At 60.0% G+C, this 13,414-nt stretch carries 7 protein-coding genes; 1 reads left to right on the forward strand and 6 read right to left on the reverse strand.

Going from position 1 to position 13,414, the window contains the following annotated elements:
* Positions 1-26 precede the first annotated feature (26 nt).
* Positions 27-1,580, forward strand: coding sequence for a PLP-dependent aminotransferase family protein (locus tag AB4P91_RS06030; protein ID WP_395604489.1), 1,554 nt, complete (start codon positions 27-29; stop codon positions 1,578-1,580).
* On the opposite strand, the gene AB4P91_RS06035 is transcribed toward AB4P91_RS06030, so the two are convergent.
* The 6 genes from AB4P91_RS06035 to aspA all read right to left on the reverse strand — a co-directional run bounded on the left by AB4P91_RS06035 (position 1,537) and on the right by aspA (position 13,410).
* Positions 1,537-6,150 (reverse strand): dermonecrotic toxin domain-containing protein, encoded by a 4,614-nt coding sequence (locus AB4P91_RS06035; protein ID WP_395604490.1) that lies wholly within the window; start codon positions 6,148-6,150, stop codon positions 1,537-1,539. The two genes, AB4P91_RS06030 and AB4P91_RS06035, sit on opposite strands and share 44 nt — an antisense overlap.
* 145 nt (positions 6,151-6,295) lie before the next feature.
* The gene (locus AB4P91_RS06040) at positions 6,296-7,327 is read right to left on the reverse strand and encodes a histone deacetylase family protein (RefSeq protein WP_150688297.1); all 1,032 of its coding nucleotides are present in this window, start codon (positions 7,325-7,327) and stop codon (positions 6,296-6,298) included.
* 209 nt (positions 7,328-7,536) lie between these two features.
* Positions 7,537-8,532: an AraC family transcriptional regulator gene (locus AB4P91_RS06045; RefSeq protein WP_395604491.1), complete on the reverse strand. Its 996-nt coding sequence runs from the start codon at positions 8,530-8,532 to the stop codon at positions 7,537-7,539.
* Positions 8,533-8,831: 299 nt separating this feature from the next.
* On the reverse strand, positions 8,832-9,836 hold the full coding sequence (locus AB4P91_RS06050) for an asparaginase (RefSeq protein ID WP_395604492.1): 1,005 nt from the start codon (positions 9,834-9,836) through the stop codon (positions 8,832-8,834).
* 168 nt (positions 9,837-10,004) lie between these two features.
* The gene (locus tag AB4P91_RS06055; protein ID WP_047304238.1) at positions 10,005-11,456 is read right to left on the reverse strand and encodes a sodium:alanine symporter family protein; all 1,452 of its coding nucleotides are present in this window, start codon (positions 11,454-11,456) and stop codon (positions 10,005-10,007) included.
* Between the two features lie 529 nt (positions 11,457-11,985).
* Positions 11,986-13,410: an aspartate ammonia-lyase gene (gene aspA, locus AB4P91_RS06060; RefSeq protein WP_150593401.1), complete on the reverse strand. Its 1,425-nt coding sequence runs from the start codon at positions 13,408-13,410 to the stop codon at positions 11,986-11,988.
* Positions 13,411-13,414: the final 4 nt, after the last annotated feature.

Raw genomic sequence — 13,414 nt, forward strand, 5'->3', positions numbered from 1 at the left:
ATGGCCAATTTCATAGGTCCATTACCATGCCTGATTTGTCCACGTTGTCTATGCCGTTCAACCCGGCGGGCATCGAGCTTGATCGCCGTCAGGGTTTGAGCCGTCAGCTCTATCAGGCGCTGCGACTGCGTGTGCTCGACGGGCGGCTGGCCAGTGGCACGCGCCTGCCAGCCAGCCGTGATCTGGCCGCCGCGCTGGCGATTTCCCGCAACAGCGTGGTTCGGGCCTACGATCAACTCTATGCCGAAGGCTTCATTGAAGGGCGGGTGGGCGATGGCACTTACGTGGCCCAACTGCCCCGTGACCCGCTCAAGGCAAAAAAACTATCCACAAAAGTATCCACAGGGTTTTCAACAGGCTTACCCACAGCCTTATCCACAAATTTTGCAAATTCCACTGTGCTTTCATCCAGTAAAGTTATCCACAGCGGCGTTTTACAGCGGTTGGAAAACAACCATTTACCCCATCCCCCCAGTGGCCCGCCGCGCGCATTTCGGGTTGGCGTACCGGCATTCGATCTGTTTCCGTTTGATGTCTGGGCCAAGCTCACTGGGGCTTTCTGGCGCAAACCGGATCTTCAGCAGATGTGTTACGGCGACCCGGCCGGCGATGCGCGTCTGCGCGGCCTGATTGCGGCCTATCTGCGCAGTTCGCGAGGGATGCAGTGCTCGGCTGAGCAAATTGTGATCACCAGTGGCGCACAGCAGGCAATCAGTCTTTGTGCACAGCTGCTAGTGGAGCCTGGCGATGGCGTTGCGATCGAAAATCCGGGGTACCGTGCGGCCGGTCATGCGTTTGCCTTGGCGGGAGGCATTCTGCGCGGGATTGGCGTGGACGAGGAGGGCATGGATTGCTCGGCACTGTCGGGTGCCAGTGATTGTCGCGTGGCTTACGTGACGCCCTCGCATCAATACCCGACAGGCGTGGTGATGAGCCTGGCGCGGCGTCTTGAACTGCTCGCCTGGGCCGAGCGCACGCAAGGCTGGATCGTTGAGGATGACTACGACGGCGAGTACCGTTACACCGGCGCGCCATTGGCCCCCTTGGCGGCACTCGATCAACAGGGCCGCGTGCTGTATGTCGGCACGTTCGGCAAGGTCGCATTCCCGGCGTTGCGCCTCGGTTATCTGGTGCTGCCACCGGCGCTGGTGCCGGCGTTTTCGCAACGTCGGGCGGTGGACGTCCGGCATTCGGAGGTGAGCACGCAAGCGGTGATGGCCGAGTTCATGGCGGCCGGGCATTTCCAGCGACATATCCGCCGGATGCGCCGCGCCGCGCTGAACCGGCGCAATACGTTGCTCGATGGTTGGCCAATGACAATTCCAGGCGTCGGTGACCTGCCGGCGGTGTCGGCCGGGCTGCACCTGACCGTGAAGGTGGAGAGCATCGACCGTGAGCAGCAATTGATCGAGCAAGCTGCGCGCGTGGATGTCGAAATCAGCGGCTTGAGCCATTACTGGTTGCCGGACTCCACGACTCCCCGGGACCGGCGCGCCGGTCTGGTCCTGGGGTTCGCCGCCGTGCCGGAAGCCGCGATCAAGGCTGCGTTGGCCCGGTTGCAGCAGGCTTGGCGGGCGTGAAGAACAAGGTCTCGGCCAATTGGGTGGAAATCTCGCTGCGGTGAATATCGATGATTTGCTGATTGTTCAAACCACGCAATTCATAGGTCCCCCCTAAATGCCGCTGCGCGTTGGTTTTCAGGTGTCCGGCAAGGAATGGCGTTAGCGGCGCGCTGACACTGCTGTAGTGAAAATGCGCGTAACACACCACCTTGTTGGTTTTGATATCGCGTACTTCGTACTCGTCCAGAAAATCATTCGGGCGACTTTTGAGTTCGCGTCGCGTAAGGATTTTGGCGATGGTCACTTCACCGTGATTGTTCAGCCACTCGACACCGGCGCCTGTCGGCATCTGCTGTTTGATCATTCTGGCCCGGGTACTGGTGCCTTTTTCATCGAGCGTTTTTGCTGCCTTCTCCAGCGCGTGACCCAGTTCTTGCGTCGGATTGTCGAGATCCGCCGTGGCATTGCGCGCCGTCAATGCCTCATCGATGTCGGCGTTGGCTTTGCGCAGCAGGGCTGCATGCCGGTGGTATTCCTCTTCGACCTCCACCGGAAGCCGCGGACCCCGCTTGATCCGAGCGTCGGTAACCCGATGAAACTCCGCAAGGCCATCGAGCAGTGCCTGGCCGGCGCGGATACTTTTATTGAGATTGAGCCTGGACGGCGGCTTGGGGCGTTGCGTCGTCGGCGTAGCGGTAATGTGTTCCACCCAAACACCGGGTGACTCTTCCTGAAAGATGGCGATGACCCCTGCCATGTTCGAGCGCAATTCGACCAGATCGCTTGGCCCGCCCTCCGTGGCAGCTTTCGGTACACCCACGAGTGTGCCTTTGCTGCGGGTCTTGATGATTTTCCGGGTGTTCGTGCCTGCGGGCCTGGACGGACCGGCTTGAGGTTCGACCAGACGTCGGTCTCGCAGCAAGCCTGCCAGCTGCGTGACCGTTATGTCGCTGAACTCCTTGACCCTTTCACGTACCCGCGCAAGCCGAGAAAGGTTGAGCTGGTCCGCAAACTCGGCGGCGATATCGCCGAAACCCTGATCCACCGCGGCAAATTGCCGGGTCAGGTGATTGAGGGTATCGATCCGCTCACCGAGGTTGTGCAGACTTTCATCGGTACTCAGATTCAGCGAGCTCTGAACGTTCAGTGCTGCGCTTTCGATGAGTTGTTCCATCGCCGACTGCACCTGCGCCCTGACCGCTGTTGTGCCCGGCTTGACGCAAATCTCTTGGCCTAGAGAGATTTGCAGCAGCTTGAAATCATTCAGATCGTAGTCCGGCAGCGTTTTCCGATATTTGATCAGTAGCTCCACAGCGCCTTCGCCGAGGCGTTCAAGTTCTGCGAACCGTGCATGGGACGCGTCGATCTTTTCCATGATCCCTTGAGTCTGATCGCGCATTTCTTCGCACGTCTGAATGAACCGCTGCGACGACGATTGCCTGTGGTCCTCGATCGCCATCGTCGTAGCGCGGATATTGGCCTGAAAATCCGTGCTGTTCTCTATGAGCCATTCCTGGCCGAGGAACAGTTGCATCTCCAGCCGCTCAATCATCACCGCGCGGAAATTGGGAACCTCCTGTAGCGAATTCAACTCCCTGATTTGCTTGATATTATCGCCGTATTCCTTGAGCTGTGAATCCAGCAGATCGAGGTAGTGTTTGCGCGCAGTCTTGGCCGTTTCCGGCAGGGCGGCGTCCATGGCGGTGCGGGTTTGTGTGAGCTCAGTCAGCTTGGACGCCATCGTCAGGTCGAAGGCGCTAATAGCACTTCGGTGCTGAGAGATGCGCTGCTTGTTCTGACGCTGGACCTGTTTGCGCCGACTGCTCAGGCTGCCGCCGCTCAGGCGCAATCGCAGGTCGACGACCCATTGGCCGGCCGCGCTGCGTACCAGAAAGGGTCCGGTGCCGGGAGGTTGACGGCTCGAGTCGATGATCTGCACGTGTTCATCTTCATTGATCTGCACCTGGAACCAGCGCTTGTCGACCGGCGCATACCATTTTCCGCCATGTTGGTAGAGGTGCTGATACGGGCCCTCACTCGCCGCAGCTCCAAGTGCTTCGGGCTTGCTGACATTGAGACGGTCCAGCAGTGCGGCGAGGCTGTGGTTCGATTGCTCTAGAGCGGCGATGGTGTTGATCGACGTTCCATGATTGGCGACCAGTTCACTGCCCGCGATATCCGGTGCGTGTACAGAATTGATGAGCTCAGGTACGGGATGAGGTGTCAGCGACGCCCACTCATCAATTGCACTGATGGCCTTGTGGGCGGGCTTGTGACCGACCGCTGCGCGATGGGCGAGGACCATGCCCAGTGCGAGGAGAATATCGGCAAGTGCCGACCAGGCGACTTTGCCGGATTGTTGATTGGCAGCGTCGCTGACCTCCTGCAAGTCGTCCATGATCTGCCAGATCCACGCCGCTATTGCGACACCGCGCCCCAGAAAGGGCAGCGCCGCGTTAAAGAGCGCCCAGCCACCGCGTTTGAGCGTGGCCCAGCGTGCTTCCGCGTTGGATACCGATTGGCGGTCAGCTTGAGTGATGACTGCTTGCACATTGGTCTTGTGCAGCGTTGCCAGAACATCGCTTTCGATGACGTCGGAGCCCAGCGTGACGGGCCTGGACATATCAATGAGGGTCAGCGGGTGAACCACGATCTCTGGAATGACCCACACCGAGGGAACCCTTGCCGCAAACACATACTGGCTGAAGTTGAATCGCACGCTATCGGGTAACCACGCCAATACTGATTCGCGCAGATCCTGGGAATGCTTGATTGCGTACAGCAAGTTGGTAGGACCGGGGTATTGAATCAGCGCCTTTTCGAACAGCGGTCGATAAAGCAGGCACGGCCCTTTGTCCGGGTCGCGCGGGCCGATGACGAACATGTTGTCCACGGTGTCCGCGCGGGAGGTGCTGCGGTGGGTCACGAATGCCAGAGGGCGGATGACGATTTCCTGCCCGTCGACCTGACGATCTGCAGCGACGCTGCTCAGTGCCGCGACCACGTATCGGTAACCCAGCTCAGTGATGCCTGCTTCGCCACGGATCTTGTGTTGCAAGGCCAGCAACGGCAATTCAAGGGGTAACTGTTGGCTATAGAGATCCTGCAGAGCAGATGCCTGAGTGGCGTCGTCGAGCAGTTTTTTCTTCAGGTACGCCGGGTAAGTGCTGCCGATGTCGACGGTCTTTACCAGCTCCTCGACATAGGTCACGGTCATCCATTGCGGTAATGCGCTGCCGTCCTTGTAGGCCACTCTTTTATTGCCCAGGGGCAGACCCGCCAGGTTTTGCAGTGCGAGATCCAGAAGCGTCAGCGTTTTGGTCTGAAATTCGCCCGGCACTATGAACGTGCCCCAGATCACCAGGCTGACGATGGTCATCTCGATGTCGTCGAGTTTGATATCGGTCGCTGTCGGGTGGTCTTTGAGAATCTGTGCAGTCAGTGCCTCGCGTGTGAATGTGTGCAGATCGTTGACTTCGCTCTGAAACGATTTGCCCTGGTTCGCATGTTGCACCACCGTCAGATCCAGCAAGTATCGGCCGTAGAGGGTCTGATCGGCAGGTGAGGCAGCGTCCAGCCACTCGGGCAGCATTGGCTTCAGTCGCTCGATGTGCGGTTTCAGGCGTGGTATCGGTTGTTGATGGTTGGCAGCGGTTCCGGCGTGAGGATAGAGCCTTTTGACAATCGGACCTTCGAAGAAATTGATCTGGCCCAGCGCATCGGCTTCAAGGGCAATGACAGTGCAGGCCTGGTGGTTGAAGAAGTCGCCTTCAGGCTCGACGAGTCGCCAGCTCAGACCTTTGGCGCTGGCGCCTTCGCGAAACCGGTGTGGCAGGGCATTGCCGATTTCGTCCACCGAAGCGAAGCGCCGAAAGCCTTGCACCACCGAGTGAGTGAGCACCAGCGTGCGCTGGCCGAGCGTGCCGATCAGCACGGCCGTATTGAGCAGTGTCGCGTGTTTGCGGGCAGCCCCTTCACCGTGATCCAGGTCAATCAGACAGGCGCGGGTCTTGTACTTGTCGTTGGTTCTTTCTCGCTTGTCCGGGTTGTTGAAAACGGCGCGAGCCATGGCTTGCTCATCGGCATCCCAGCCAAGGCTTGCGTCGACATTCCACAGTCTGCGCAAGCCATCCGACAGTTGATACCAGCGCGGGTGATTTGCAGCGGTGGTTTCGCTCCAGTAATCGATGTGTTGCTCTTTGTAGGCAACGAAGAGCAGTGGCGCCAGCTCGTTGATCAGCCGGGCGATGGCACTGATTTTCACCGGCAGCTGGATTGCCGGGCTGACAGTCGGCTGCAAGGTCAGGAAGTGTTCGTCGTCGAGGTACGTCACCGTGGCGCCGGACAGGCCAAGCCGCACCAGCGCATCGGTGAGGGATTCGAACTGATCGGCCCCCGGAGTTGCGTGCTCGTCAGTGATGACCCAGGTCGGCGTCGCGACCATGGCCCGTTGCGGGTCGATCTCCAGGTTCGGATACAGCGTTTTGAGGGCCTGACGCAGTGTTGTTGTGGCGACTTCCCGCAACGAGGGGCCGGTCACCAGTTGGGTCAACACATCGACCGCGCTGGGTAAGGATATTTCGGGCATGGGCAATTCCTGCTCTGACTGTTGGGCACACCGGGGAAGTGGCCGAGCAGGGCAAGGTAAAGTTCGCGTCGCGACGGTGTGCGGTACATAGATGTTGCGGGCAAAAAAAGACCCGCACGAGCGGGTCGAGGTGTTTAGCCGTTGCTCAGTGAGCGCTTTCAAAGCCCTCAAGCACATTCACTGCGTTGATGCCGATTTCTTCCACCGCGTAGCCACCTTCCATCACGAACAGCGTTGGTTTGCCGAGCGCGGCAATCCGCTTGCCCATCGCCAGGTAATCCGGGCTGTCGAGCTTGAATTGCGAGATCGGATCGTCTTTGAACGTATCGACACCCAGCGACACGACGATGATCTCGGCACCATAACGGTCGATCTCGTTGCAGGCTTGATCCAGCGCCGCACTCCAGGTGTCCCAGCCGGAACCGGCGGGCAATGGATAGTTGAAATTGAAGCCTTCGCCGGCGCCTTCACCAAGCTCGTCTTCGTAGCCGAGGAAGAACGGAAACTCCGCTTCCGGATGGCCATGGATCGAGGTGAACAACACGTCGCTGCGTTCGTAGAAAATCGATTGGGTGCCATTGCCGTGGTGGTAGTCGACGTCGAGGATCGCGACCTTCTTGTGGCCTTGATCAAGAAACGCCTGCGCCGCAATGGCCGCGTTGTTGAGGTAGCAATAACCGCCCATCAAGTCGCCGGCAGCGTGATGTCCGGGTGGGCGACACAACGCGAAGGCACTGTGCGCGCCGTGCTGGATCGCCGCTTGCGCGGTCAGTGCAACTTGCGCCGCGCTGTACGCCGCTTGCCAGGTGCCGGCGGTGATCGGTGCGCCGCCATCGAAGCTGTAGTAACCGAGTTGGCCGTGCAGGCTGGTCGGTTTGATGGCGCGCAGTGTGCGGGCCGGCCAGGTATAGGGCAGCAAGTCGCCGTCGGTGTTGAATTCTGTCCAGCGAGCCCACGCGCCTTTAAAGAACTCGAGATAGTCGCGGCTGTGAATGCGGGCGATCGGTTCGAGGCCGAAGTCCTTCGGCGCCTCGACCGGACCCAGATGCTGGTGCTGCACGCGTTGCAGCACATGGTCGGCACGCGAGGGCATCTCGAAGCAAGGCTTGAGCTGGCCATCGATCAATTCGCAGCGGCCATGGTGCAGGTGGTGATCATCCGAGTAGATCGTCAGCATTTGTTGTTCTCCGCAGGGGCTGATTCGGTTTGCGTCCAGTGTTGCGGCGCACAGCGATTCGGAAAACGGCAGAAGAGGCCAAAAGGGGATCGATATGGCCAGAACCTCTGACCGCTATTCGCCCCCTGCTTGAGTAGGCCCATCCAAGCAACAGACATGAAACACAAACCCCTGTGGGAGCTGGCAAGCCAGATCCCACATTGAGCATATCAATGCGGTCGGAACTGGCTCGGCGCGACCCCACTCCAGCGCACAAACGCATGGCGAAAGCTCGCGGTCTCGCTAAAGCCCAGGTTTTCGGCGATGCGGTAGATCGGAAGTTGATCCTCACACAGCATCTGCTTGGCTCGCTCGAAGCGCAGTTCATCGAGCAGTTCCTGATAGCTGCTGCCCATGTCCTTCAAATGCCTGCGCAGGGTGCGCGGCGAGCATTTCATTTGCTGGGCCAGACCTTCCAGTCCCGGTGCGGCGTTCAACTGGGCACTGAGCAATTGGCGGATACGGCCCAGCCAGGCCTGACGTCCGGTGAATTCGAGGTTCTGCTTGCGACAGCGTTCAGCCATGGCTTGATGGGTGACGGCGTCCGCCAGCGGCAGCGGCTGGTCCAGCCAGTGGCGGTCGAAGGCGAACGCGTTGTCTTTGGCGGCGAAGTGCAGCGCTGCATTGAAGTGCTCGGCATAGCTTTCGCGGTAATCCGGTGCCTCATGTTGAAAACGGACGGCAAGCAACGGCAGCGGACCGCCGAGTAAATCGTCGCAAATGACTTTGAGCGAAACCAGACAGAATTCGGCATTGAACACTGCCATCGCCGGGCTCTCGCGGTAATCGGCGGCGACAAACCAGACGCGTTCGCCGTCCTCCTCAAGACTCAGCTCGAAAAGTGTTCCCAACAGCGCCGGATAGCGGATCGCCAGGCGCAAAGCGTCACCGAAGGTGGCACAGGTCAGCAGTGCGTAGCCGAGAATTCCATAGGAGGAAACGTGCATGCGTCGGCCCAGTTCCAGACCGATATCGTGCTTGAGCGCGACCGCGTTGGCGCACACCTGCATCTCCTGATTGGTGGTGATGCGCGTGTCGGCCCGGGCCAGATCCGCCGCACTGATGCCGCTGCCGGCCAGCAATGCTTCGCTCGACAAGCCTTGATCCCTGAAGGTGTTGAGCACCAGAGAGACCGCGTTGAGGGTGGTGAGGTGGGAGTGGAGCATGAGATTTTCCAGCCTTGGGATGGCTGGAACGCAGCAAGTTATATGCCGCAGCAGCCCCTCACCCCAGCCCTCTCCCAAAGGGAGAGGGGGCCGACTGGGGATATTGGCGAGATACGCCTACCTGAAAAAGCGCTGCCGAATCCATAATTAATCGACACTTTTTCAGGTCGGCGTATAGCGCGAGATGCCGAATCCATAATCGACACCTTTTTCCAGGTCGGCGTATAGCGCAAGACACTAAGGTCAGTCCCCTCTCCCTCCGGGAGAGGGTTAGGGTGAGGGCAAATCTGCAGCCTTGCTCAGACCAACTCACCACACAAATCCAGCTCCATTAGCCGCCGCACTTCAGCCGTTTCAAGACCCGCCCCCAGCAAGCCATGCAATTTGCCGAACGCCGCTTCACGGGTCATACCGCCACCGGACAGCACGCCAACCCCGCGCAGGCGGCTGCCAGCCTCGTACACATCCAGTTCAACTCCGCCCTCATGGCATTGCGTCACCGCGACCACCACCACGCCGTTGTCCCGCGCACGGCTGAGGCTGGCAAGGAACTCTGGATTGTCGCTCGGGCCGGTGCCGCTGCCGTAGCACTCCAGCACCAGACCCTGAATGCCGCTCTCGAGCAACCCGTCGAGGATCGCGGCGCCGATTCCGGGGAACAACGGCAGTACCGCCACGTTTGCCAGTCGCTTGGGCTGGTTGTAATTCAACGCTGGCGGCACAGAAGTAGCTTTCATGCCGCCGCCCTGACGCTCCAGGCGTTTGAACGGGTGACGACCGAAGCTGCGCACTTTCGCGCAACGGGTCGGCGCCAGCAGTTCACCGTGGAAGTACAAATGTACACCCGGCGCCAGACCCTGACCGAGCGCGACCAGTGCGCCGTTGAGGTTTTCCCAGGCATCGCTATCGGTGACACCGGCCGGCAGCATGGAGCCGGTGAAGCACACCCGGGCATGCAGGCCGAGCAACTGGAAACTCATGGCCGCGGCGCTGTACGCCAGGGTGTCGGTGCCATGCAGGATCAGCACGCTGTCGCAGTTCTGTACATCAACTGCATCGACCACTGCCTCACGCAGTTGCTGCCAATAGGCCGGGGTCATGTTGGCGCTGTCGATCAGCGGCGACATTTCACGAAAGCGCCATTGCGGCACGACCAGGTCTGGCTGGCTGTGCAGATAGTCGCGCATCCGCGCTTCGAAACCGGACGCCGGGGCCAGGCCATTTGCACTGGCCTGCATGCCGATGGTGCCACCGGTGTAGAGCACCATGACGTTTTGCGCGGCGGGATAGGTCGACGAATTCATGGGGATTCTCCGAAAGGATGAGGTCCTGAGGGCGCGAGCCTGATCGCGAAAGCGGTGTGTCAGTCAATGCATGCATCAACAGCCAGATTGCATTCGCGAGCAGGCTCGCTCTCACAGTTTTCCGAACTGTAACTGACGAGCGCAGGAGATGCGCCCGTCATTCACCCATCAGCGTTGCGCTGCAGGGACGCCTTGCGGCTCGACTTCAGTCTTGCCGGCTGCGGCGGGCGGGTTGGCCGGCCAGGCTTTGCGATCCAGGTCCAGATCCGGGAATTTGCTCGAATCGAACACCGGCGTCTTGATGCCGGCCGCACGCTGGTCATCGTAGTCACGCAGGATGCGCATGCCGATCTTGAACAGCAGGAACAGCGCGATCAGGTTGACGAACGCGAGCATGGTCATGGTGATGTCGGCGAAGGCGAACACGGTGCTGAGGTTTTCGATCGCGCCCCAGAAAATCAACACCAGTACCAGTGCGCGGTAGCCGATCAGCGCCTTGCGGTTTTCACCGATCAGGAAGCGCAGGTTGCTCTCGCCCAGGTAGTAGTTGTAAAGGATCGAGGTGAACACGAATAACGCCAGGGCGACCGAGATGAACATCCGGCCCCATTCACCCACCACCGCGGCCAGCGAGTTCTGGGTCAGGGCAATGCCATCGCCTTCGAAGCCCGGGGTGTAGAAGCCCGAGAGCAGGATCAGCAGCGCGGTGCAGGTGCAGATCACGAAGGTGTCGAGGAACACGCTGAACGCCTGAACCACGCCTTGCGCGACCGGGTGCTCGACCGAAGCCACAGCCGCCACGTTCGGCGCACTGCCCAAACCGGCTTCGTTGGCGAACACGCCACGCTTCACGCCCATGACGATGGCGCTACCGATCAGACCGCCGAATGCCTGGTCGAGACCGAATGCGCTTTTGACGATGGTCATCAACATGGCGGGTACGTGGTCGAATTGCAGCACGATCACGTAGAGGGTCACGCCGATGTACACCAGGGTTTTCACCGGTACCAACAGGTCTGCGACCTTGGCGATACGCTTGATCCCGCCGACGAACACCAGGCCCAGCAGCACTGCCAGGCCGAGGCCGGTGTAAGTGGTGTCGAGGCCGAAAGCGTTTTCCAGCGAGTGAGTCACGGCGTGAGCTTGCAGGCCGTTGAAGGCGAAACCGAAGGTCACCAGCAACAGGAACGCCATGACCATACCCAACCAGCGTTTCTGCAAACCGTGCTGGATGTAGTAGGACGGACCGCCACGGAAGGTGCCATCAGAGTCGGTGCGTTTGTAGAGCTGGCCGAGCGAGCACTCGAAGAAGCTGCTGGACATGCCGACCAGTGCGGTTACCCACATCCAGAACACCGCACCTGGCCCACCGAGGGTCACGGCGATGCCGACACCGGCGATGTTACCTGCACCGACACGGCCGGCGAGGCTGAGCATCAGGGCCTGGAACGAGCTGAGCTGCCCGGCGCTGCTTTTCAGGCTGTCGCGGAACACCGCGAACATGTGGAAGAAGTGCCGCAATTGAACGAAACGCGAGCGAATCGTGAAGTAGCTACCGAGCCCGACAATGAGCACGATCAGTACTTTCCCTGAGAGGAAGTCGTTAATGACTTCGAGCATGGATTTTTCCTCGCTGTTTTTTGTGTAAGCAAATGCTGGATAGAAGAAACATCGTGTTACACCGGTCTGCGCACGGCACGACGGGTGAGGCGAAGGTTTCGTCCCGGATCCATTTCGCGGGTTTGTTATTAGTTCGGGTTTCGCATGGGTGATGGCCTCGTTACCGACGACCGCTCACGCGAAGAGGGGCGGCACTATACCGATCAGTGGCGCGCCCGTCTGCACGGTAGTGGTGCAAGCGACGAAACGAAGCTTTGAAACACCCGGCGTTACCGGCGCCGGGTTTGTGCGGGAACTGCTTTTTTGTGGAAGCGAGCCTGCTCGCGAAAGCGGTGTATCAGGCGCATTGGCGTTGGATGTGCCGCCTTCGCGAGCAGGCTCGCTCCCACATTGTTCAGTCCCCAGACATACGGGTCTCAGGGTCAGATAGTTAAAAAAAAGGGCCTGGGGACGGATCCCCAAGCCCTCAAAAGGTGAGAGGTGTCTAGTCCCTCGACCTGGTGAGCGGTGCTACAAATAACGCGTCGGCTCAGGCTTTGAGCGGAACCAGACGTGGAGCAATCATGTTTTCCGGGCGCAGGATGTCGGCGAGCATGGCTTCGTCGAGCAGACCTTCTTCGCGCACCAGTTCCAGCACGCCGCGGCCGCTTTCAAGGGCGATACCGGCGATACGGGTGGCGTTTTTGTAGCCGATGTACGGGTTCAGTGCGGTGACCAGACCGATCGAGTGCTCGACCAGTTCACGGCAGCGCGCTTCGTTGGCGGTGATGCCGACGATGCAGTGCTCGCGCAGCATGTCCATGGCGCGTTGCAGCAGGCGGATCGAGTCGAAGATCTTGAACGCGATCAGCGGCTCCATCACGTTCAGCTGCAATTGGCCGCCTTCGGCTGCCATGGTCAGTGCCAGGTCGTTACCGATGACTTGGAACGCAACCTGGTTAACGGCTTCCGGGATCACCGGGTTGACCTTGCCGGGCATGATCGAGCTGCCTGGCTGACGCGCCGGCAGGTTGATCTCGTTGATGCCGGTGCGTGGACCGCTGGACAGCAGGCGCAGGTCATTGCAGATCTTCGACAGCTTGACCGCGGTGCGTTTGAGCATGCCGGAGAACAGCACGAAGGCGCCCATGTCGGAGGTGGCTTCGATCAGGTCGGCCGCGGGCACCAGCGGTTGACCGCTGATCAGCGCCAGACGCTGTACCGCCAGCGCCTGATAACGCGGGTCGGCGTTGATGCCGGTACCGATCGCGGTGCCACCCAGGTTCACTTCAGTCAGCAGTTCCGGGGCCAGCGTCTTCAGACGGGCCAGGTCTTCGCCCATGGTGGTGGCGAACGCACGGAATTCCTGGCCGAGGGTCATCGGTACGGCGTCTTGCAGCTGGGTACGGCCCATCTTCAGGACGTGATCGAATTCTTTGCCTTTGGCCGCAAATGCCTGAATCAGGCTGTCGAGGCTGGCGAGCAGGGTGTCGTGACCCAACAGCAGACCCAGGCGGATGGCCGTCGGGTAAGCGTCGTTGGTCGACTGCGCCATGTTCACGTCGTCGTTCGGGTGCAGGTACTGGTACTCGCCTTTCTGGTGACCCATTGCTTCCAGAGCAATGTTGGCGATCACTTCGTTGGCGTTCATGTTGGTGGAGGTACCGGCGCCACCCTGAATCATGTCGACCACGAATTCTTCGTGGTAATCACCGCGGATCAATCGGGCACAGGCTTCGCTGATGGCAGCGTGCTTGGCTTCGCTCAGGTGACCCAACTCACGGTTGGCGTCAGCGGCGGCCTGTTTGACCATCGCCAGACCCACAACCAGTTTCGGGTAATGCGAAATCGGAACGCCCGAGAGGCGGAAGTTGTTCACCGCTCGCAGGGTCTGGATGCCGTAATACGCTTGAGCCGGTACTTCGAGGGCGCCAAGCAGGTCGTTTTCTGTGCGGAAAGATGCAGCGGAGGACATGATA

The organism is Pseudomonas sp. B21128, assembly GCF_044218865.1.
Lineage (GTDB): Bacteria > Pseudomonadota > Gammaproteobacteria > Pseudomonadales > Pseudomonadaceae > Aquipseudomonas > Aquipseudomonas iridis.

Bases quoted from the DNA above. Each gene is read 5' to 3' on its own strand.
- AB4P91_RS06030 (WP_395604489.1), top strand. From the start codon at position 27: ATGCCTGATTTGTCCACGTTGTCTATGCCGTTCAACCCGGCGGGCATC.
- AB4P91_RS06035 (WP_395604490.1), bottom strand. From the start codon at position 6,150: ATGCCCGAAATATCCTTACCCAGCGCGGTCGATGTGTTGACCCAACTG.
- AB4P91_RS06040 (WP_150688297.1), bottom strand. From the start codon at position 7,327: ATGCTGACGATCTACTCGGATGATCACCACCTGCACCATGGCCGCTGC.
- AB4P91_RS06045 (WP_395604491.1), bottom strand. From the start codon at position 8,532: ATGCTCCACTCCCACCTCACCACCCTCAACGCGGTCTCTCTGGTGCTC.
- AB4P91_RS06050 (WP_395604492.1), bottom strand. From the start codon at position 9,836: ATGAATTCGTCGACCTATCCCGCCGCGCAAAACGTCATGGTGCTCTAC.
- AB4P91_RS06055 (WP_047304238.1), bottom strand. From the start codon at position 11,456: ATGCTCGAAGTCATTAACGACTTCCTCTCAGGGAAAGTACTGATCGTG.
- aspA (WP_150593401.1), bottom strand. From the start codon at position 13,410: ATGTCCTCCGCTGCATCTTTCCGCACAGAAAACGACCTGCTTGGCGCC.